At 45.0% G+C, this 22,081-nt stretch carries 19 protein-coding genes and 2 pseudogenes; 12 read left to right on the plus strand and 9 right to left on the minus strand.

All coding sequences use genetic code 11. The features are described 5' to 3' along the window. Positions 1-73: 73 nt before the first annotated feature. A complete protein-coding gene (locus CEQ32_RS13325; protein ID WP_122040766.1) occupies positions 74-1,726 on the plus strand; it encodes a mechanosensitive ion channel domain-containing protein in 1,653 nt (550 codons plus the stop codon). Positions 1,727-1,807: 81 nt separating this feature from the next. Here CEQ32_RS13325 and CEQ32_RS13330 read toward each other — a convergent pair whose 3' ends face one another. Continuing rightward, positions 1,808-3,520 carry a formate--tetrahydrofolate ligase gene (locus tag CEQ32_RS13330; RefSeq protein ID WP_088586183.1) on the minus strand — a complete coding sequence of 571 codons (1,713 nt, stop codon included), beginning with the start codon at positions 3,518-3,520 and terminating at the stop codon, positions 1,808-1,810. Positions 3,521-3,759: 239 nt separating this feature from the next. Here CEQ32_RS13330 and CEQ32_RS13335 point away from each other — a divergent pair, with 239 nt between their 5' ends. Beyond that, on the plus strand, positions 3,760-4,650 hold the full coding sequence (locus CEQ32_RS13335) for an aldo/keto reductase (RefSeq protein WP_037430162.1): 891 nt from the start codon (positions 3,760-3,762) through the stop codon (positions 4,648-4,650). 68 nt (positions 4,651-4,718) lie between these two features. On the opposite strand, the gene CEQ32_RS13340 is transcribed toward CEQ32_RS13335, so the two are convergent. After that, complete coding sequence (locus CEQ32_RS13340) at positions 4,719-5,549, minus strand: MaoC/PaaZ C-terminal domain-containing protein (protein WP_080612392.1); 831 nt, start codon at positions 5,547-5,549, stop codon at positions 4,719-4,721. Positions 5,550-6,207: 658 nt separating this feature from the next. Between CEQ32_RS13340 and CEQ32_RS13345 the strand changes: the two genes are divergently transcribed. After that, positions 6,208-6,996, plus strand: a complete 789-nt coding sequence (locus CEQ32_RS13345; protein WP_088586184.1) for a methyltransferase domain-containing protein — start codon at positions 6,208-6,210, stop codon at positions 6,994-6,996. A 140-nt stretch (positions 6,997-7,136) separates the two neighbouring features. Here the strand turns inward: CEQ32_RS13345 and CEQ32_RS13350 are convergent, their stop codons facing one another. After that, positions 7,137-8,033: a TraB/GumN family protein gene (locus tag CEQ32_RS13350; protein WP_037430171.1), complete on the minus strand. Its 897-nt coding sequence runs from the start codon at positions 8,031-8,033 to the stop codon at positions 7,137-7,139. A 48-nt stretch (positions 8,034-8,081) separates the two neighbouring features. On the opposite strand from CEQ32_RS13350, the gene CEQ32_RS13355 reads away from it, so the two are divergent. Together CEQ32_RS13355 and CEQ32_RS13360 are read left to right on the plus strand one after the other, a co-directional pair. Then, entirely contained in the window at positions 8,082-8,390 is a 309-nt protein-coding gene (locus CEQ32_RS13355) for a hypothetical protein (protein WP_037414094.1), read from the plus strand. Positions 8,391-8,488: 98 nt separating this feature from the next. After that, on the plus strand, positions 8,489-10,243 hold the full coding sequence (locus CEQ32_RS13360) for a GGDEF domain-containing protein (protein WP_037430172.1): 1,755 nt from the start codon (positions 8,489-8,491) through the stop codon (positions 10,241-10,243). Positions 10,244-10,256: 13 nt separating this feature from the next. Here the strand turns inward: CEQ32_RS13360 and CEQ32_RS13365 are convergent, their stop codons facing one another. Continuing rightward, on the minus strand, positions 10,257-10,781 hold the full coding sequence (locus CEQ32_RS13365; protein ID WP_037430174.1) for a DUF3016 domain-containing protein: 525 nt from the start codon (positions 10,779-10,781) through the stop codon (positions 10,257-10,259). A gap of 270 nt (positions 10,782-11,051) precedes the next feature. On the opposite strand from CEQ32_RS13365, the gene CEQ32_RS13370 reads away from it, so the two are divergent. The 3 genes and pseudogenes from CEQ32_RS13370 to CEQ32_RS13380 all read left to right on the plus strand — a co-directional run bounded on the left by CEQ32_RS13370 (position 11,052) and on the right by CEQ32_RS13380 (position 13,201). Next, positions 11,052-11,360: a hypothetical protein gene (locus tag CEQ32_RS13370; RefSeq protein ID WP_037430176.1), complete on the plus strand. Its 309-nt coding sequence runs from the start codon at positions 11,052-11,054 to the stop codon at positions 11,358-11,360. A gap of 174 nt (positions 11,361-11,534) precedes the next feature. Then, positions 11,535-12,550 (plus strand): annotated as a pseudogene (locus CEQ32_RS13375) (IS110 family transposase). A gap of 336 nt (positions 12,551-12,886) precedes the next feature. After that, positions 12,887-13,201, plus strand: a complete 315-nt coding sequence (locus CEQ32_RS13380) for a hypothetical protein (protein WP_037414024.1) — start codon at positions 12,887-12,889, stop codon at positions 13,199-13,201. A gap of 6 nt (positions 13,202-13,207) precedes the next feature. Here the strand turns inward: CEQ32_RS13380 and CEQ32_RS13385 are convergent, their stop codons facing one another. After that, the gene (locus CEQ32_RS13385; RefSeq protein ID WP_037428645.1) at positions 13,208-13,717 is read right to left on the minus strand and encodes a DUF4240 domain-containing protein; all 510 of its coding nucleotides are present in this window, start codon (positions 13,715-13,717) and stop codon (positions 13,208-13,210) included. A gap of 123 nt (positions 13,718-13,840) precedes the next feature. Between CEQ32_RS13385 and CEQ32_RS13390 the strand changes: the two are divergent. From CEQ32_RS13390 to CEQ32_RS13405, 4 genes and pseudogenes are all read left to right on the plus strand, one after another. Beyond that, positions 13,841-14,220, plus strand: a pseudogene (locus tag CEQ32_RS13390) (hypothetical protein). A gap of 73 nt (positions 14,221-14,293) precedes the next feature. Beyond that, a complete protein-coding gene (locus tag CEQ32_RS13395; protein WP_037428647.1) occupies positions 14,294-15,091 on the plus strand; it encodes a response regulator in 798 nt (265 codons plus the stop codon). Between the two features lie 147 nt (positions 15,092-15,238). Further along, on the plus strand, positions 15,239-15,511 hold the full coding sequence (locus CEQ32_RS13400) for an HU family DNA-binding protein (RefSeq protein WP_037414018.1): 273 nt from the start codon (positions 15,239-15,241) through the stop codon (positions 15,509-15,511). 288 nt (positions 15,512-15,799) lie between these two features. Then, on the plus strand, positions 15,800-16,492 hold the full coding sequence (locus CEQ32_RS13405; RefSeq protein WP_037428649.1) for a TorF family putative porin: 693 nt from the start codon (positions 15,800-15,802) through the stop codon (positions 16,490-16,492). Between the two features lie 45 nt (positions 16,493-16,537). Here the strand turns inward: CEQ32_RS13405 and rimK are convergent, their stop codons facing one another. The 4 genes from rimK to CEQ32_RS13425 form a co-directional block, all read right to left on the minus strand. Next, positions 16,538-17,443, minus strand: coding sequence for a 30S ribosomal protein S6--L-glutamate ligase (rimK, locus tag CEQ32_RS13410; protein WP_037414013.1), 906 nt, complete (start codon positions 17,441-17,443; stop codon positions 16,538-16,540). A gap of 150 nt (positions 17,444-17,593) precedes the next feature. Then, positions 17,594-19,315: a putative bifunctional diguanylate cyclase/phosphodiesterase gene (locus CEQ32_RS13415; RefSeq protein WP_037428652.1), complete on the minus strand. Its 1,722-nt coding sequence runs from the start codon at positions 19,313-19,315 to the stop codon at positions 17,594-17,596. A gap of 9 nt (positions 19,316-19,324) precedes the next feature. Beyond that, positions 19,325-19,759: a response regulator gene (locus CEQ32_RS13420; protein WP_037428655.1), complete on the minus strand. Its 435-nt coding sequence runs from the start codon at positions 19,757-19,759 to the stop codon at positions 19,325-19,327. Next, positions 19,756-21,909, minus strand: a complete 2,154-nt coding sequence (locus tag CEQ32_RS13425) for a CHASE domain-containing protein (RefSeq protein ID WP_037428657.1) — start codon at positions 21,907-21,909, stop codon at positions 19,756-19,758. Before CEQ32_RS13425 ends, CEQ32_RS13420 begins: the two co-directional genes overlap by 4 nt. Positions 21,910-22,081 lie beyond the last annotated feature (172 nt).

Genomic DNA, 22,081 nt, shown 5'->3' on the forward strand with positions numbered 1-22,081 from the left:
TGCTGTTGATATTTTACAGGGTTTAGCTCGACACCTATCATATACCTACCTCTTTTTGTGGAAGATAACGTCTATGCGCCGCTCGCTAATATTGATACTTGCCCTAAGCTTTCCACTACTGATGAGTGCCAAGGTATTCGCTGCAGATCCAGACCCCATTACAACCAGCCCAACCGCTTCGGCATCAAACGAAACCCAAAGTGAATTAACCACACTTCAGACCGCCATTAAAGAGGACATTGCGCGCTTAGGTCAATACCAAGGTGAATTACGCACCATTGTTGAATATCGCATTCAAAATAAGACCTTACAGTTACGCAATAAGATTAAAGCACTCTTGGATGATAATACTTACGATAAAACTTTTATGCTGGCTCTAATCCAAGAGCAATTGCAGTTTAATCTGAAAATTAACGACTACTTTAATGATCTCATCACCAAGTTGGCTCAAAAACTTGGCACGGCGGATGATGAAGCCACCTTACTCGAGATCTCAAAACGTGAACTCGACAAAGACAATAACTATAAGCAACGGCTTGAGACCTTAAACTGGCTAATCCAAATTGGCCAAGATGTAACAGCTGAAAAAACACAGCTCACCCAACTCCTGCTTAACCGCGCCGATAACTTCGACAGCTTTGTCACTTACACCCAACAACAGTTACAAAATGCGGTCAATGATGCCACCAATGCAGGGAAAGACGTTACCGCAGCGCAAACCAGTCGCGTGATACAACTAAAAGAACGTTTAGCACAAAACAGCCAGAGCCTCAGCACCAATATCGAGTTACTGGATGCACTAGGGCAAAATACCGCCTTGCTCAAAAAGACCTTGTTTAGTATTTCAGGTGATATTACGCAGGACGTATTAAACATTGATGTGGCATCGAGCTTAATAGAGCAATGGCTAAATACTGCGAAGGATCAAGCCATTAATCATGGACCAACATTGGTCTTTAAGTTATTTATCTTCTCTCTGATCCTGTTTGTCGCTGGCCTTGCAGGCAAACTGGTGAAAAAAATAGTCAGTAATACCGTTAGCAACTCTAAGTTGAATTTCAGCAAGTTACTACAAGACTTCTTTACCTCACTCTCGGGCAAGGCAGTATTTACTATCGGCGTACTGATTGCTTTATCCCAGCTTGGTATCGAATTAGGCCCCTTACTGGCTGGCTTTGGTATCGCGGGTGTGATCATCGGTTTTGCCCTGCAAGATACTCTATCCAACTTCGCTTCAGGCATGATGATTTTGATCTATCGTCCGTATGATGTCGGCGATTTGATTAATGCGGCTGGCGTATCGGGGCGCGTTAGCCATATGAGCCTAGTCTCTACCACCATTAAAACATTAGATAACCAGAGACTTATCATTCCCAACAATAAGATTTGGGGGGATACCATCAACAATATTACCGCCGAGCACCAGCGCCGAGTCGATATGACATTTAGCATCGGCTATGGCGATAGTATTGAGCAGGCCGAAGCGGTACTAAAATCGATTGTTGAGGCGCATCCTAAAGTACAAAAAGTGCCTGCACCACTGATTAAGTTGCACGTATTAGGAGAATCCTTGGTCGACTTTATCGTCCGCCCCTGGGCAAAACCAGAAGACTATTGGGATGTATATTGGGATATCACCCGTGAGGTGAAAATGCGCTTCGATGCTGAGGGTATCAGCATTCCTTTCCCACAGCGCGATGTGCATATTTACCAAACCAGTAAATAGTCTTTCGTCAAAGCGAATTCTTAACAAAAGGCGCAATCTTTGATTGCGCCTTTTCATCTTTACATTCAAATGGCTAACAAACTAACCTAATCCAGTAATCTCACCATCTACGGTGATATCTACCTTTAAATAACCAGGACTTAACCCAAGCCCTGGCATGGTCATCACATTGCCCACCAGCGCAGTGATAAACCCAGCGCCCGCATTTAACACTAATTCACGCACAGGCACGATAAAACCTTGGGGCACACCTTTAAGCTGAGGATCGTGGCTAATGGATAAGGGTGTTTTCGCCATGCAAACAGGTAAATGCCCATAACCAAGCGAGTTGAGTTCCTGTAATTGCAGCTTAGCCGCATCGGATAAGCTCACCCCTGCGGCGCCATAACCCACTTCAGCTAAGATCGATAATTTAGCTTCTAAGTCCATATCATCAGGATATAACAACCGAAACTCGCTTGGCTGCTCACAGGCACGGATTACGGTTTGTGCGAGGCTAATGGCGCCTATTTCACCTTGGCTAAAAGCCTCGCTAAGTTCGCAACCAAATGCCGCGGTAGCACTTACAGCCTCAATTAACCAGTTAAGCTCGGCGTCCGTATCGGTGGCAAAACGATTGATAGCAACAACAACGGGAATACCGTAACGCGCTACATTGTTGATATGCCAGTTTAAGTTGGCAAAACCCGCCTCAAGACGGACTTGGTCTGGTGCATTAATATCCGCATCGGACGATAGGCCACTATTGGCCTTAAGTGCTTTCAAAGTGGTCACTAATACCGCGGCGCTCGGGGTTAATCCCGACTGACGCGCCTTGATATTACAGAACTTTTCAAAGCCCATATCGGAACCAAACCCACCTTCGGTCACCACAAAATCGGCTAACTTTAACGCAATATCATCAGCAATCACCGATGAGTTACCGTGGGCGATATTGGCAAAGGGGCCCCCATGAATAAGACAAGGAGCACCGTTTAAGGTCTGCATTAAAGTGGGTTTTACCGCCTCCGCCATAATCGCTGTCATCGCACCTGCGACACCAAGATCTTGCGCGCTAATGGTTTCCCCTTGACGATTAAGGGCTAGCACTAACTTACCTATACGTGCGCGCATATCCGCCAGATTGCCGCTCAGCGCCAGAATCGCCATTAACTCTGAAGCGGCAGTAATATCAAATCTTGAATGATAAGCAGGACCGTTGTTTTCACCCAATCCCACCTCAATTTCCCGCAAGCAACGGTCGTTATGATCAACCACCCTGTGCCAACGAATACCCTTAGGCTCAATATCTAAATACCTTAATCCCGATTGACGCTCATATTCCGCCCGCCCCAAACGCGTCTCATGGTAAAGCCGAGAAGCAATCGCCGCTGCACCAAGATTATGTGCGCTACTCACAGCATGAATGTCGCCTGTTAGGTGCAAATTCAGCTCCTGCATGGGCACCACTTGGGCGTAACCACCGCCTGCGGCGCCACCTTTCACCCCAAATACAGGCCCCATACTTGGCTGGCGAATACAGGCACAGACTTTGTTGCCGAGCGCCTTGAGCGATTGCGTTAAACCAATAGTCGTCACGGTTTTGCCTTCACCATGGGGCGTTGGCGTCACTGCGGTCACAATAATCAGCTTCCCCTTTGGTTGCCCGGCTAAGCGCTGCTGTACTTGTGGCTCCACCTTAGCTTTGGTATGACCAAATAGCTGCATCTCTTCGGGCAACAACCCAAACTCTGCACCAAGTTGTGCGATATCTTTTAGATGCGCGCGGCGCGAAATCTCCATATCGGTTAGCATGGGTAATATTTTCCTCTGGAACTTTGGTATACAAACTTTTATAGGAAATGAGTATACGGAACAAAAGCGTGCAAACAGTTTGTATCAGCCACCGCTGATTGAATATGGCGGATAGTAGGTGATTAGCTTTAAGATATATAGCCATCGAAAGGGTTAATGAGCGATTCCTTAATCTGCATCAAATAAATCGACCAAGGCCCTTCACCCTACAAAATACAGATTCCCAAAAGAGAAACAACATGAACGGATCCCCTTTTACTTTTTCAGAGTTTGTTGCCGGCTTTTGGCGAATGCACAATTGGCAAATGTCACCCGCCGAGCGACTTAATCTGATAGAACACTATTTAGACCTAGGTGTGACCACTATGGACCACGCCGATATTTACGGCCAATACCAGTGCGAAGCCCTGTTCGGCGAAGCATTAGCGCTAAAACCCGCCTTAAGACAGCAGATGCAATTAGTGAGCAAATGCGGCATAAAACCCGCCTTCAATTGCCGTCCCGAGCGCTACGTGAACCATTACGACACCTCCAAAGCGCATATTATTGCCAGCGTGGAGCAATCACTAAAGTCGCTTAAAACCGATTATATAGATCTGTTGCTGATCCACAGACCCGATCCTTTAATGGACGCCGATCTAGTGGCCGATGCCTTTGCTGACTTAAAACAAGCTGGGAAAGTGCAACATTTTGGGGTATCTAACTTCACCAATGCGCAGTTGTCATTATTGCAGTCGAGATTAACTGAGCCCTTAGTCACTAATCAGCTGGAGATCTCTCCGCTAATGATGGCGAGTTTACACGATGGCAGTCTCGATTTATGTCAGGAGCGGCGCATTCGGCCGATGGCTTGGTCCTGCTTAGGCGGCGGAAAAATCTTTGACAATAGCCATCCACAGGCCATTCGCTTGCAACAAACCTTAGCAGTCATCGCCGATGAGATTGGCGCCCAAGATATCAGCCAAGTGATTTATGCTTGGGTGCGGATGTTACCGAGTCGACCCGTACCGATTATTGGCAGTGGTAATATCGCGAGGATAAAAACCGCGGTGGCCGCACGGACGCTCACATTAGACCGGCAGCAATGGTTTAGTATCTGGCAAGCATCAACCGGACACAGCGTGCCTTAACCCACGCCCCCCCCCCTCAAACAACACCAACAATAACGGCGCACTTGGCGCCGTTATCTTGATCCTGCTTAAAGCTGTACTTCACCACTGAGGTGCGGTCTGCGACCTTTACTGTCTCGCAGCTCAAACACCCACTTGTCTGGCGACTTTTCGTAACCAAATCCCACTTCGGCAGGCATCAGTAACGGCAGCTTAAAGGCAACATCGACCACAAAGGGGCGCTCACCAATCTCAGGCATCAATTCCGCTAAGCAGCGCGCCTTAGACCACATACCATGGGCCAGCACTCGGTCAAAACCAAAACGTTTCGACAGCACCGGATGCAAGTGGATCAGGTTATAGTCACCCGACGCTTTGGCATAACGACGACCTAAATCTTCACTCAACTCCCATGATTGAGGCGAGTCCCAAGCCATTTCAAGTGCCTTTGGAGGACGAACGCGACGACCGGCAGTCTCTATGCGATAGAGGTAAGTCGACAGCGATTCCCACACCAATTCTTCGCCCACAAAGGCCTTAGAAACAAACTCAAATTCTAAGCCCGAATCAGTTTCACGGCTGGTTGTTAGCGCGCATTCCAGGGAAAACACGTCATCGACCGTCGTCGGGCGATAAACTTGAATACGGTTCTTTAAATGGATCATCCCAAGTAACGGGAAGGTAATGCCATCATGGGTAAAAATCACCGCGTGCAGGCGAAATGCCATCACATAAAGGTAGGTGGGAGGTAATATTTTACCGTCGAAATCAAAACCACACACTTGCGCATATTGGCTGACTTTTGCCTCGGACACCTTCACATTGGGCGCGCTCACCTTGATATAAGGCAGCGGCTGTTGATCCCAACCGGGTTTACGGCCAAAGAAAATCTTGCGATAAAGAGAAAACAGCGACGGCATCGCGTTCAATTCAACACAATATGCATTATTCAAGTCTGAGTACCTTTTAATTAACTATCCCTATGCACGGATAGCCAGCAATACCCTCGGACAGATGCATAACATCTGGAAAATCAAAAAATCACGAGTGTAAAACAGGCAAAACAGTGTCTTAAAAGGGCTGATGCTGACTCTCCGAATGGACAATTATACCCAAACAACCTGAAGATGAGGATTCAGCGGGAATGTAACGCTCTTTAGGCAAGGCGGTTATTTGCGGACCTAGTGGACTAAGTTAAAAATAACCAACACAGCATAAAGAGCGTTAAAACCCGCCGAGACGGAGCGCCTAGGGCACTCCACTTCGGTGTTGCATCAATTCACAAGGTGTTCACATTCCTTCATTGATGCGCCTTGAATTGAAGCCCCCTAGACGCTCTGAAACTCATATCTTCAGGTCGCTTGGGTATATTAGAGTCAGGTTTATCGAAAACGGCATGATTATACCCTAGAGGATCGAGTTCTGGGTATCCCTAAGTAAAGTAGGATTTTTTACTACCTTTAAAATCAAAAAGTTACACTCAACTCCTAAAGCAACAATCATCGCAGCTACAGGAAAAGTGCGAAAATATGCCGCCTGTGCGACACTATCGCCCCCAGTCTTTAACTTAGTTAACCCGTGCAAGATAAGAATTTCGATAAACTCGCGCAAAAATTCGCGAAGAATATTTATGGCACGCCTAAAGGTGAAATCCGTGCTGCCGTGCTATGGCGCGATCTTGCTCCTGCATTAGCGCAATTTGGCGATAAAAAATTACGAATTTTAGATGCCGGCGGCGGTTTTGGTTACTTCAGCCAAAAGCTAGCACGCCTCGGACATGAAGTCGTACTGTGCGATATTTCCGCCGAAATGCTCGCCCAAGCGAAAGAGCAAATCGATGCCAGCGACACGCCATTGGCCATCAGCTTAGTACATTCGCCCATTCAAGCCTTATCGATTGCTGAACATGGCATGTTCGATCTTATCCTTTGTCATGCCGTGGTTGAATGGCTAGTCGATGCCAAGACCACCATGGAAGGCTTATTGACCATGCTTAAGCCCAATGGGCTGTTTTCGCTGATGTTTTATAATAAAGAAGCGATGCGATTCCATGCGCTCGTGTCGGGTAATTTCGACTATGTGGCCGCCGATCTAAAAGTGAAGAAGAAGGTACGCCTCACGCCAACGCACCCGCTTTATATCCATGATGTTAAACAATGGTTTGCCGAATGGCACATGACCCTGCTGCGCGAGTCGGGCGTGCGAGTCATTCACGATTATTTGAAAAAACAGCAAGCTGCGGATTTTGACTATCAAAAACTGCTGGCGATGGAGCTCGAATATTCGCAACGCGAGCCCTATATTTCGCTCGGTCGTTATGTGCATTTTTTAGGGCAAAGCGCTGCAACGTCCCAAGCATCTGAGTAATATCGCGAAATAATACAGGACGCCTTGGCGTCCTGTATTATTAAATCACCCGATGATTTGCTCCTAACTCAGTGCACCAAGTGCGTTAAAACTCAGAGTCCCAAGCACAATCCCAGTCAAATCACTAAATATCAGTATGATCAGTCACATTGCTCACGCCAACAGGCGGTTACTGTCGCGCCCTTCTGCTTAAGGAGTTGCACCACACTCTTATCGCCAACCACATGGCCCGCTCCCACCACTACAAATAAAGGCTCGCTAGCAGTTACTGAACCCATCAATCTTATTATCCCATCAGCCATGACTTTATTACGCTGCCAGAGAATTTTATCCAGCATCTGTGTATCACCCTCGCCACCCAGTTGCTCCTGCATTAGCGTATCCAGCGCGGCTTCATCACCACTGCGCCATGCATCAACCAGTGAGAGCAGCTCAGCATCCGGCGCATCAATAGCTTCACGTACCATTGCCCACTGGATTTGACTATCGAAGGAGGCAAGTAATTGAAACTGTGAGTCAGCCGTCTCTAACTCATAAACCGGCTTATCCCCGCGCCCAAGCAACTGCATGTCGACACCATAATCGGTGCTAAAACCTAAGCCATTGTAGCGTAATAGATTAAGTTGAGATGCCTGTAGCCAAGGCGCGAAAGCTTGAATTGACTGACATAAACTCGCTTTATCCCCACAATATTGGTTCATTGTAGCGACTGTTTGTTTATCTCTACTTTGCCAATCAAGCCCTTGCGCTGAATTTGCCATACCGTATTTTTGCAATAAGGCACGGCTATCAACCTTATTCATATCGATTTCGACAACAAGTCCTTTGGATTTGGCGAACGCCGCCTCAACTTGTGCAGGCATAGGATAAAAATCAGCACGACCAATATGAATAGAGCCCAGCAGATAAGCTGATTTCCCCTGCCATTGCACACGATAAAATGGCGGTTTATCCGAAGGTGCAGCCCAAGTTATCCCACCTGCAAACAGCGTAACACTTAAGAGTACGAGTAATAGTCGCCACCGACTTGTTGCCATATCCTTTGCCCCTTATAATTCCTGCAAATTTTGCAATGAGACGCTGTTATGCCACACACTAAGGTTATAGAGCAACTGAAAGAAAATCTTCAAATCGCCTATCGCCAAGCCATCGATGCCGACGCTAAGTTAGATGAATTGAAAAAAGCTGGCCATGGAAAATTCACGAGTATCTTTACAGCCGAACAAGGGTTTATGGTTTCAAGCAATCGCTTTTTGCCATACGTGCAAGAACTGGTCGATGACTTAACTAAATTGCAGCAACACACTAGCCTTGACCCCGTCGCACTCGAAACCTTAGTGCGTCAACTGGCCGCGCTGCTGCAAACGCTGCACGCCTTTAAAAAGCAAAGTTAATTCCATTTCCACGAGTGGATTTTCAGCCGCACAAATTGTCATCATTTTGTCATTTCTAAGTCATAGACTCCGCAAACATTGTTGCGGGGGCAGAAGTAATGACGAGTTTAGATCTAGCACAAGAGCTTGATAAGATAATTGCGAAGGGGGCAATCAGCCCCCTATTTCAGCCCATTTTCAATATATTGGAACATAAGATCCACGGCTTTGAGGCGCTCAGTCGTGGGCCAGAACACAGCCCACTTTATTCACCCGTTCCCCTCTTTAAAACCGCCGAGCATCAAGGCAAGTTGAGTGAGTTAGAAACCTTATGCCGCCGTATTGCGCTGGAGCAATTTAAGCTACGTCAGTTTCAAGGGCGCTTGTTTATCAATATTTCCCCAAAAGCCCTGCTCGATCCGGCTCACCCTAAAGGTATGACGCTGCAACTGTTGCAACAACTCGGGATTTCACCCTCACAAGTGGTAATTGAGCTGTCGGAGCAATATCCCGCCGATGACATTGATTTACTCAAATCTTGCCTGAATCACTATCGTAGCCAAGGATTTATGACGGCTATTGATGATTTAGGTGCAGGCTATTCGGGTTTACGGCTGTGGTCAGAGTTATCCCCCGACTATGTAAAAATCGATCGGCACTTTATCCACCAAATTGATTCGACCCCAGTTAAACAAGAGTTTGTGCGCTCGATTGTCGAACTCTGTCAAAGCCTTACTTGTAAAGTGATTGCCGAAGGAATTGAAACCCAAGAAGAACTAGCCGTACTTAAACAGCTAGGAATTGTTTATTGCCAAGGTTATTTGCTTGGACGTCCAGAGGCACAACCAAGTCGCGCAATGAAAGCGACCTTAGTCCCTAACAACACCCAAATTCAGCCAAGATATAGCGAATCCGCTGAAAGCCTCTGTACCAGTGCACTAACAGTGGTGCCGACACTCAAGCTGAAGCACCTAAGCGACACCTTTAGCGCCCAACCCACCTTACAAGCTGTCGTTGTGGCGCAAGATCAACTGCCGCTGGGGATTATTAGCCGAGCCACTCTGCTCGAACTTTTCAGTACCCCCTATGGTCGGGCGCTTCATGAAAATCATGCGGTTAGCGAGGTGATGGATCACCAAGTGCTACAAATTGAAGCTAACGAACCGCTCTCCATTGTGAGTCAGTTATTGACCTCGGAGAGCGCCAATACCGTCGCCCAGCAATTTATTATTCTGCGCCGAGGGCAATTACTCGGGATTGGCCACACCAAAGATTTGCTCCAGCGGATCACCGAGCACAGGATCAAGATGGCAAGGCATGCCAATCCCTTAACTGATTTACCCGGTAATGTGCCGATCCAAGAAGAACTAAAACGTCTCAGAACTCAACAAAAGCCTTTCTACTTGGCCTATTTTGACCTGTGTCAGTTCAAGCCTTACAACGATATTTACGGCTTTTGCCGCGGCGATGAGGTGATCTGCGAGGTCGCCAATCTATTAGTGAAATACAAGACGGACAACTGCTTTATTGGCCATGTGGGCGGCGATGACTTTGTGGTGATCAGTACCTGCAATCAACTTATCGATCGTTGCCAACGGATATTGACGGATTTTGAAACCAATAAACCTCTCTTCTATAGTGCCGAACATTGGCAAGCCCAAGAAATGCTGGCAGATGACAGGCAAGGACAAGCTTGTTATCACAAGTTGATCAGCCTATGCGTCGGCGTACTCACACCAGCCCATACCTTTAACTGCAATGAACACAGCCTATCGACCTTAAGTGCCAAGGCAAAAAAACAGGCAAAATCCGCAAGTAACGGATTTTGCCTGTTAGAAGAACAAGAAGAGACTCTTCAAGCCTTGAGTGCTTAGATGGGACTAATGCCTACAACTTAGGCGCAACGGTTTTTTTCAACCAATCGCTGAGCATTTTTGTTTCATACATAAATGGCTTGTCATTCACTGACTGAATGCCGGACATAAAGCCCATGTCGGAGAGTTTTTCATCCCCCGCGATGATCACTTTGTCATTTTCAAGCACTTGATAACTAAAGGTTATACGGGGTGGATAAAGATCTTTTATCACCCGTAAATCATCAGCTGTCGCCCCAAAGGTTGGACGCATATCGCCCGCTAAGTCGACATCAGTAACTGTCATCTCCAACTTTTGGTTCGGTTTTAAGACTTTTACGGCTTCTTTATTGATATTTGTGGTTAAGGTATCGAATAAACGCTTTTCATAACGGGACTGAATTTCGCCCGAAGATTTAATATCACGAAAATCTTTTGGATTTTGCCAAACAATCTTCACCACTCCGTCTTCAGTCACAGGGTCAGTTTTCGCCTCATCGGCGGCCCACACACTACTGCAACTCAACACACCGGCGAGTAATAGGAACTGGACTTTCATATTTGCCTCCTAAGCCTAATAGTTTCTGCGTTATACCGTACAAAATCTAACCTGAACTCGAGCTTAATGCAAAACGCTCCCCTTAACAGCACATAATCAGTAAGCTTTTGTATAAATTAGTAAATATGATAGAAAATTTCAGATGATATCGTATCTTTTTGTATCCAATACCCAATAAGGGATAAAGTTATTAATTTGTGACTTTTTAACGCGCATATTACCTAAAAAAGTATTATCCTTCGCACACTGTTTTATGACCTCTAATTAAAAATGAAATTCCCCGTTGTACCTGTATTTGTATTGATCCTACTTTCCTGTTTTACCAGCGCGATTTGGTTTATCTCCTCAGGGGAGAAAGACACGCGCCCAGAAACTTGGTCATCTTTTATTTATACCCATGGTTATGATTCTGGTAAGTATAAAAAAACTGATAATTTCAACAGCTATGAGGCCTGTCGAGACTTTGCCAAAGAGCAATCATCTTTTTACGATAACGTGCCTTGGGAATGCGGTCTAAAATGTGGTTTTGACTCCCGTAAACAGGGATTTCAATGCCAAGAGATGCGTAACGAGCAGTAAGGTTATGGTTCAGCCAAGGTTCAAGATATCCTAGGTAAGCTTAATTTCTAAGCAATACCTTTGGTTTTGTTGGTCATGGATGGATAATGGAATGGACCCATCCACTTTAAATCGGCCTCGCAATGGGCCACGATGTAGTCGCTAAAACTCATCAGAAAGAGGACGGGTCCACCTATGAAGATTACTACAATCGGTTTAGATATCGCAAAGTCTGTTTTTCATGCTGTTGGCGTCGATAAAGCAGGCAAGTTAATTAAAAAGAAAATGCTTAGACGCAAAGACTTGCTTCCCTTTATCGCGAAAATTGAGCCTTGCTGATTGTGATGGAAGCCTGTAGTGGCGCAAATTACTGGACCAGAGAATTTGAGCTGTTGGGCCACAGCGTCAAGTTAATTGCTCCTCAATTTGTCGTGCCTTTTCGGCAAGGTAACAAAAATGACTACAATGATGCTTTAGCCATCGCGGAGGCTGCGCAGCGACCCAACATGCGGTTTGTAAAACCCAAAAGCGTCGAGCAGCAAGATGTGCAACTGCTCCACCGAATGCGCGAACGATTAACTAAGCAATCAACAGCCTTAATCAACCAAGTGCGAGGTATGTTAGCTGAATACGGCATCGTGATAGCCAAAAGTAAATCGGCTTTTAAAGTACAGTTTCCTGAGATTTTGACTAACGAAACCAATGCGCTGACTACCAAAGGTCGAACAATTTTTTATCAGTTATATGAAGAGGTTACAGATATAGAAAGACGGCTTAAGGATTGTGATACCCAAGTACTCACTGAAACGAAAAACAATGTGATTTGCCAGCGTTTAGAGACTATCCCAGGTATTGGTCCCGTCACCGCTACGGCCTTTTATGCGGCTGCTGGAGAGGGTAAAGACTTCAGTAATGGTAGACACTTTTCAGCTTGGTGTGGCTTGGTTCCCAAGCAACACAGCAGCGGAGGTAAAGATAACCTCCTTGGGATAAGCAAGCGGGGAAATGCGTATTTACGTACCCTGTTTATTCACGGCGCCAGAGCGGTGTTGCAGCACAGTTGTCATAAACAGGATAAATTTAGCTGCTGGGCAATACAGTTAGCAGAGCGCCGAGGTTTTAATCGAGCCTGTGTGGCCGTCGCCAATAAACTCGCGAGAATGGCATGGGTTATCGCGGCGCGTGAGGAAGAGTATCGGCTTCCAGTATAGTACTGAATAGATTCAATAAACGTGAATAATTAACCAACCAGCAAGTTGCTAAGACACTTGATTTGATGATGAGACAGTCAGACTGATCTACTAAAAACCTTAGTCGGGCATAGGCTCATTACGAAGCCGCAGGGATGATAAGGACTGTAGAAGCAGATATCCATCAGGGCCAGAGGGATCCCTCAATAACAGGCCGGATATATGGGTGCAATGAACTCTTCTCAAAATCGTTATCGAATGTCTTGCAAACCGGATGGGTCCATATATGCACGATGAAAGCCAAACGACGATTTAAAAACCAACCGAGTTCTGGTGATTTTAATTTGGAGTTTATCTATGAAGCTAAAAACGGCCCCCATACGCCATGCAGTGATAACAAAGTTTACCTTATGCACTCTGCTCACACTCAGCACACTGATCAGTTTATCTAGCCATGCAGCGACACTGACGGCCGAACAGCAACAAGCAGTAAAATCGCACTTCGATAAACTGGCCCAGTCACAGCAAGTTGCAGAGCAACGCCTGACTGAGCAGCTCGATCAAGAATTTACCCGCCAATTAGCACAGGAGGAGCATCAGTTCATGCGCCAAACGTGTACCCAATACGGCATGACCTTCGACGTTACCAGTAACGCATGTTTGCGCTCTTAGGGCGAATTAAAACGGAAAACGCGCACTAAGCTCAGGATATTGCTGTCTTAAGTCTTTGGGTTTAGTGCTAAATTTTTTGCCTACGGGAGTCGCTTTACCCGAAGGCATAAAAGGCAACTCTTTACCCGTTCGGTCTTCGTATAATTGCCCTGCAATAAGATCGTAATCTTCAATAAAGGGATAGGCATAACCATCCTTTTCTGGCCATGCAGTTAACTTCGCTAACGAATCAGGCTGGGCAATCACAGCCTCATAACTGGCTTGTCCAAGTGAAATCAGAAAAGCGCGAAATTCGGCAAAGGCATAATCAGAATCACACCCCGTAATGATATAAGCCGCCCCCCAAACCGACCATAAATAACTTCGGCGCATCTGTTGACCAAACAGCTTATCAAAGACTTTTAGCTCTTCATCACTCAGTTTACTCAGTTTCAGCTTTAATGCCTCAACCAAAGACTCTTGGGATTGCGCTGGTTCACTGCGGGTCACTAAGTCCCAAAATTCTACTTCTGTCATCACTTAACCTAATTTAATGCCCAAGCAAAGGCGTATTCTACATGATAATACGGTTATGCTGGACTCAGTTCGGGGCATTTCCTACACTTGCTCCACTTCACATTAGCCAGTAACCCTAACTTTATGCCTAAACGCCTAATCCTATTGATAACCCTTTATACTCTGTTTGCCATTGTTGCCCTATTACGGGCTGTCGCCACCACCTCCTTCGATTTGTTTACCTTAGGTGTATTACCCGTTTTGTTTGGCATACTGACACAAGCACCTTGGTCTAGCTTAGTGCTCAAAATTTATATTGGATTACAAACCTTAGGCCTGTCAGCACTTGGACTGCCATTATCGCCTATCAGATTACACCTCAAGACGTTAAAGTGGTGGTAGAGGGTCATAACATCCCGATGTTACCGCTGGTGCTGTCTATCATTGCCCTGCTATTAGTACAGTATTGGATCGCATTTTCACGGGTAACCCGTGATTATTTAACTGCAAAATTGAAAGCTTGATTTAATGTGTTGCGAAGCAGTTATTTCTCGCCTAAGTTAACGCCTTTCTAAAAAAGCCCAATAGCTTGTGACTATGACTCATTTATCGCCTAACGAATTATCGATGCTTATTATTGAGCCATCGGAAACCCAGCGCCGCATTATCATCAAGCGCTTACAGCAAGAAGGCATTGTTAGCATCGAAAATGCTGCCAATATTGAAGAGGCTAAAGGACTCATTGCTCGACACAAACCCGATCTCATTGCCAGTGCAATGCATTTTGAAGATGGAACAGCGACCGAGTTTTTGAACTACCTGCGCAGCAAAAGTGAATATAAAGATATTCAATTTATGCTGATCTCAAGTGAATGTCGCCGTGAACAATTGGAGATTTTCCGCCAGTCTGGCGTAGTCGCGATTCTGCCAAAACCTTTTAATGCCGAACACTTAGGCAAGGCGCTAAATGCGACCATCGATTTGCTCAGCCACGATGAACTCGACTTAAGCCACTTCGATGTGCACGATGTACGCGTGCTTGTGGTTGATGACAGTCGCATGGCACGTAATGTGATCAAGCGAACTATTGGTAATTTGGGGATAAAACTGATTACCGAAGCAGAAGATGGTGCGCAAGCCATTGAATTAATGCGTCATAATATGTTTGATTTAATTATCACTGATTACAATATGCCCAGCGTTGATGGACTGGCATTAACGCAATTTATCCGTAATGAAAGTCAACAATCCCACGTGCCTATTTTAATGGTCTCGTCTGAGGCTAACGATACACATTTAAGTAATGTATCTCAGGCTGGGGTGAATGCCCTGTGCGACAAGCCCTTCGAACCCAAATTGGTTAAGCAACTCTTATATCAGTTGCTCGAAGAATAAAACCTAAGTCACGAATGGCGCAAATACCCTCCAATTTTGTTACTTCGATGACACAAGCCCGCAGCAAAGGGCTTTCCAACGCTTTAACCTTGTGGCATGTTAGGCTCGCTGACTTACATAAATCTACGGAAAGAAGAGACAATAAAAATGAACAAAACTGAACTTATCGCCAAAATTGCAGAAAATGCCGATATCACTAAAGCTGAAGCAGCACGAGCATTGAAATCTTTCGAAGCGGCGATTACTGAATCAATGAAAAACGGTGACAAAATCTCTATCGTCGGATTTGGCTCCTTTGAAACAGCGACTCGTGCAGCTCGTACTGGTCGTAACCCACAAACGGGCAAAGAAATCCAGATCGCTGAAGCCACTGTGCCTAAGTTTAAAGCGGGTAAAACCTTGCGTGATAGTGTGAACTAATTCGCTCGACATTGATTTTATAAAACGCCTCCTCTGTGAGGCGTTTTTTTTCCCTCACGAAAGCATAAAAGATGATTTTTTGCACAAACACAGTGCGTCCACCGCTCCATTTTTGAGCGCTTTAAAACATTTAATTAACATAAATTATGTAACCAGTTGTTTTTAAAGATGTTCAAATAATGGCATGTGATTAGCAACTCCCTTATCAGAAAAAACCATGATGCACCAATGCCGCCGTATTTAAGTGGCATGAGTGAATCGATAAATAAATCAATCGAGGGGATGAGTATGAGAAAATCACTGTACAGCGTTTTGGCATTATCGACGGGATTATTACTAACCACTAACGTCTTTGCGGCGGTATCCGGCAATATTGGCGGCACATCAAACTATCTATGGCGCGGAGTGACTCAAACCAATGATGCGGTGGCGATCCAAGGCGGTCTTGACTACAGTCATGACTCAGGATTTTATGCGGGTACGTGGGCATCAAATGTCGATTTTGGCAATGACACTAGCTACGAGTTAGACCTCTATGCTGGTTACGGTGGCAACATCACCGACGATCTCAGCTATGATTTTGGCTATCTCTATTATGCCTACCCCGATGCCGAAGGCAGCATCGATTTTGGTGAGCTCCACGGGGCTATTACCTGGAAGTGGGTCGAACTTAGTTATTCCCACGTGATCAATGCGGGTGATGACGTAGCGGCGGAACCACTCGATAACAAAGATATGAGTTATCTTGCCGCCACAGCATCTTTCCCTTTAACCGAGAAACTTAGCCTGTCATTCCACTATGGCTACTCCACAGGAGATGTGGTTGAAGCTTGGTTTGGTGAGGATAACTATGCCGATTACAACCTAACACTTAGTGCAGATACCAGCATGGGCACAGTCTCTTTTATGGTATCAGATACTGATCTGGCTGATGACGATGCTAAAATCGCTTTAGGTTACTCCTATAGCTTTGATTTATAAAATAAAGAACTAAGAAACACGCCGCGTTAATCGCGGCGTATTTTATTAAGCGATCACCGCCCGATTCGACTTACGTGCTAACACCATTTTCTCAATATATTCCACAATAGGCTCAGTTACCGAAATACCCGTAGTTTGCTCAATACCTTCGATACCGGGAGCTGAGTTCACCTCAAGGATCAACGGGCCACGATTCGAACGTAAAATATCCACGCCTGCAACGACTAATCCCATCGCTTTAACAGCGGCAACGGCCATCTTGCGCTCTTCTGGCGTAATTTTCACTTTTTCACCACAGCCGCCTAAGTGTAAGTTTGAACGAAAATCGCCCTCTGGCCCCTGACGCTTCATCGAGGCCACCACTTTATCACCCACCACAAAACAACGAATATCACTGCCGTTGGACTCTTGAATATACTCTTGCACCAAAATATTGGCTTTGAGCCCTAAAAAGGCTTCAATCACGCTCTCAGCGGCGGTTTTCGTTTCCGCTAATACCACCCCAATCCCCTGCGTACCTTCGAGTAACTTGATCACTAAAGGAGCACCGCCCACCATATTAATGAGATCAGGAATATCATTGGGTTTATTGGCAAATCCAGTGATAGGCATACCAATGCCTTTGCGTGAAAGTAATTGCAGAGCACGTAACTTATCCCGCGAGCGTGCTATCGAAATTGAATCGTTGGCGGCAAATACACCCATCATTTCAAACTGGCGCACCACTGCGCAGCCATAAAAGGTCACACTGGCATGAATACGCGGAATAATGGCATCAAACCCTGTTAATTCTTCTCCCTGATAATGAATGCTAGGTTTAACGGAATTAATATTCATGTAGCAATTCAAGGTATTAATCACCACAGCCTCATGACCACGGCTTTCGCAGGCGGCCACTAAACGTCGGGTGGAATACAATTCTGGAAACTGAGATAAAATACCGATTTTCATTACTAAATGACCAAATTAAACACAGTGATTGAAGCTCTGAGCACATTGCATCAGAAAGGGGCGCTGATATTTGTCTATTGCTCAGTGTAAAGCAAGAAAATATTCCTCACCAGACGAAAACCTAAGCCTTAGTCAAACGTAAGATAATCTTCACAATTTAGTGACTAACGGTGTAATGAACCTTGCTTCAAATTCGCTTGCCTCTAGAGGACGAGAAAAGAAGTATCCCTGTAATAGATTGCAGTGCCTTACTGTACAAAACTCCGCTTGCTCGAGGGTTTCAATTCCCTCGGCAACAGAGGTGACGTTAAAGCCATAGGCAAAGTTAAGCAACGCTGTGAGTAAACGAGTGTCCTTTTCGTCCTTATCGTAGGAAGCAATAAAACTTTTATCGATTTTTAACACGCTGATGGGGAACAACTTTATATGTTCAAGGGATGAAAATCCGGTACCAAAATCGTCCAACGCAAATCGCACTCCAAGTTGGGCTATTTTATCGAGGATCTTGGCATGTTCGTGGGGTTCTTCAATCAAACAGTTTTCAGTAATTTCCAACTCAAGTGCACTGGGCGCTAGCCCTGTCACGTTAAGAACATGGGCGATTTTCTCATATAAGTTGATATGCCCAATTTGAGATGCAGATAAGTTCACTGCAATGGTAAAGCGATGCCCTGTTGATGCTAATTGGCTCAGCCAATATTGGGCCTGTCGGCAGGCTTCATACAATACCCAGTCACCGATTTCTTCCATTAACCCAATTTCTTCCGCTATGGGCAGAAATTGGTCCGGAGAAATCAAACCATCTTCGGGATGCTGCCAACGAATTAACGCCTCCATTCCCACCATATGGTGTGTTTGCGCGTCAACTTGCACCTGATAATAAACCTTAAACTGATTCTGCCTTAAGGCCATTTTTAAGCTGGACTCGATATGATTGCGGTAGCGGACTTCTTTATCTAGCGCCTCGGAATAAAACTGGATCTGATTGCGCCCCATTTTCTTAGCACGATACATGGCGATATCGGCGCATTTCATTAACTCAGAGCTATCGGAGGCGGCTTCATTATAAAATGCCACGCCAATACTGGCGCCAATCATCACATCGTTATCTCCAAGGCAAAACACTTCTTCAAAAGCTTTAAGTAGACGGTTAGCCACTATCATGGGGAAATATTTGTAGTCATTGTCAGTCACTAACACCACAAATTCATCCCCGCCTAAACGAGCAATGACGTCACCATCCCGTAACACGGCACTGAGTCTAGATGCGACTTTCACCAACAAAATATCACCAGTCTGGTGACCTAACGTGTCATTAATCGCTTTAAAATCATCAAGATCAAGTAAAATCACGGCTAAAAAATCATTACTGCGTTTTGCTCTTGCAATGGCGCGATTTAAACACAGCTCAAATCCATAACGATTCATCAACTTGGTGAGTGAATCGTGCTCCGCCAGTTCTTTCAGTTTCTGATGGCTATTTCGTAGGGCAAGTGCCATTGAGGCGCGCTGTTTAGCGTAACGAATTGAACGACTCAGGATTCTTGAGTTAACTTCATCTTTAAGTAAGAAATCTTGGGCACCTAACTCAATACAACGCTGAGCGAGTTTTTCATCTTCGTAACGGCTCAACATCACCACCACAGTTTGATCTTGAGTCATAGAATTGAGCTTGATAAGCACTTCTAAGCCATTAGCATCGGGCAATAGGTAATCGAGTAGAATCCCGTCAAAATGACGCTCCAAGGCAAGATTCAATCCATCAAAAGCACAGTTTGCCTCAACCACATTAAAAGCTAACTTGGACTGTCGTAGCGCTCGAATAATAGCGGTTCTATCAACTTCATCATCATCGATAAGTAGTAAATCCATATACACATCCTATACGCTTGGAAGCTCAACGATGCGCCAGTAGCCTTCCAACATATTAAAAATATTGTGGAAACCATCTTTAATATCTGTTTTAACCATGTAACCAGCCACATGGTGACGGTAGGCTCTCATCCGATCTTCATCGGTACTAGAAGTCGTCAGCATAAACACAACGGAAGAAGACAACGTCGGATCAGAACGAATATGTTCAAGAAATTCAAAACCATTCATTCTGGGCATATTGAGATCGAGCAAGATCAAGTATGACCCCTTGATAGCGTTGGTATGCGTCAGAATTGAAAGTGCTTCAAGCCCGTCCCTCGCTCGCACAAGAGGATTAAGCAAACGCAGTTGCTTCATCGACCTCTGCACCGCCATATAATCCACATCATCATCATCAACTAACAGAATGGTCACTTGTTTATAGTCATGGCTATTACTCATACCGCCTCCTTGTTGACTATGTGCATCGGCCAGCTAAACCTAAAGCAACAACCTCGCCCCGCTGATTCAAGTAGAATTTCTCCCCCTAGACTTTCAACCGTCTTTTTGACAAGCGACAATCCCAAACCGCTTCCCTCGACTTCATCTCTTGGTCTAAGAGTTTGAAACATTTCAAATACTTTCTGGTGAAACGGGGCAGAAATTCCAGGTCCATCATCAATCACGCTAAACCAGTAATAGTGGCCTTTTGTTTCACATTGCACCTTAAGTACACCACCACCTCTATCATGGTGTTTAATGGCATTGCTAATTAAATTCCGAACGACTAGTTCTAAGAGCGTTTTAACCGTTTTAAATCGTGGAAAATTACCTTCGATGACCAATTCAAATCCCTGAGGCGGAGCGACCAAAGCGAACATATCTTCGACCAGTTGTCGACAATCAGTGTCAACCATTTCAATATCAACACGCCCAATGCGTGAAAACGTTAACAACCCGTCGAGTAATAACACCATTCTCTGGATACGATTCTGAATTAAACCTAAGTATTTTTGGACATTTTCATTAGTGTTATCAGCAAGATCTTCACTTAACCAATGGGTTAGTTGCTCAATACCTCTGAGGGGCGACTTCAAGTCATGGGAAGCAATATAGGCAAATCTATCTAGCTCTTGATTAATACGCTCCAACTCTGTCGTATGCTCGATACGCTGCGCTTCAATCCGCTTACGTTCAGAAATATTATTGATCGTCGTTAAAATGTAGATCCCATTACTAAAGTGAATAGGAGTTAATCCGACCTCGATCGCCAAACGTGTACCATCTTTGCAGCAACCAAACAGATCATCCCGCATCGACATATTCTTCGCGATGGGATGAAGCAGGTAATGAGATAGATGCTTTTTATGAATTTCCCTAAGCGATTCAGGTAGTAACATATTAATTGAACGTCCAAGTAACTCCTCCCTCGTATAACCAAAAAGCCTTTCGGCATGGGTATTGACTAAGGTAATCGCGCCTGTTTTATCAACCATAAACAGTGCACTCGGAGAAGCCTCGATGACTAGACGAAAGCGTTTTTCATTGGCAATTAATTCGGCGGTTAACATTGACTCTTGGTAACGGTTACGAGCCATACTGATCACTGCATAAAGTAAGGCAAGAATAAAGGCGCAGCCAATCACTTGCAGCCACATACTTTGGGTTTGCTCTGCAATTGAAATAAAGCGCGACTCAGAAGAAACATCTATTCGCCAAACTTGCCCTTCCATGTTTTCTAGTTTTGATTGATAAAAAACATCCTTCGGAGAGGGAAGCGCTTTGTGGGAACTAAACATTAAACTGGCATGATTTGCCTCTGAACCATCATAAATGGCAAGTTTTAGACCGGAAAAACGTTTTCCCATAATGCCCTGCATTAAATTATCCATCCGAAAAGGTGCGTAAACCACACCTATCGCTTGCTGTAGACGTTCCGCTTCTGTCACGGGTTGACCATGATAAAAAGGAACATACATCAATACACCAGCCTGAGAATTATCGGGTGTTTCCTGCACTAAGGTAACTTTGCCAGACACCTTAACTTGTCCCGAAGCAATAGCGTTTAGAATTGCAGTGCGACGAGTTGATTCGGAACACATGTCAAAACCAAATGCCCGTTGATTTCGCCAGTCGAATGGTTCTAAATATTTGATAACACAGTAAAGCTCTCTATTACCTGTGGGAGTGACGCGAAAATCAGTAAATCCCTCCTCTCGGACTTGCTGGGTAAATTGATCCAAGATAGTAGGCGTAACTAACTCAGCATAACCAATACCTTGAATTCCTGGGTAATAATCAGATAAACGAGCATTGGTTACATAGGTATGCCACTCACTGCGGGTGACGCCGTTGGAGGACAAAAAAAGCCCTACTCCACCACGTAAAACTTGCTCATAGGCCGTCATTCTTCGGGTAACGGCTTCGGACAAATCCTGCACATTATTATTAAACCGCTCTTCGCCTCGATCTCTTAAATATTCCTCTAAAACAAACCAAGAAATACCCATAAAAGTCAGCGCGGCAAATAACATCAGCCAACTTGAACGAATCACACTAACGAAAAAACTTTTTGGGGGGCCGAAAGATTCAGGAAAACGGTCCGTGTCCATATTAGCTTCCCTAGCAAAGTTACATTTGAGTGTCTTCCCCAAGTGTTGTTCGATTTTTATGCAAATTCAAGTTTATCCGACTATTTAAGTAGGACTTAACATCAATATAAAAAGAAAGTGTTATGCGCTAAATCACAAAATTCAGCAAAAACTTAAATAGCCTTAACTCCCC

Origin of the sequence: Shewanella sp. FDAARGOS_354 (genome assembly GCF_002209245.2) — a bacterium.
GTDB classification, from domain to species: Bacteria; Pseudomonadota; Gammaproteobacteria; order Enterobacterales; family Shewanellaceae; genus Shewanella; species Shewanella xiamenensis.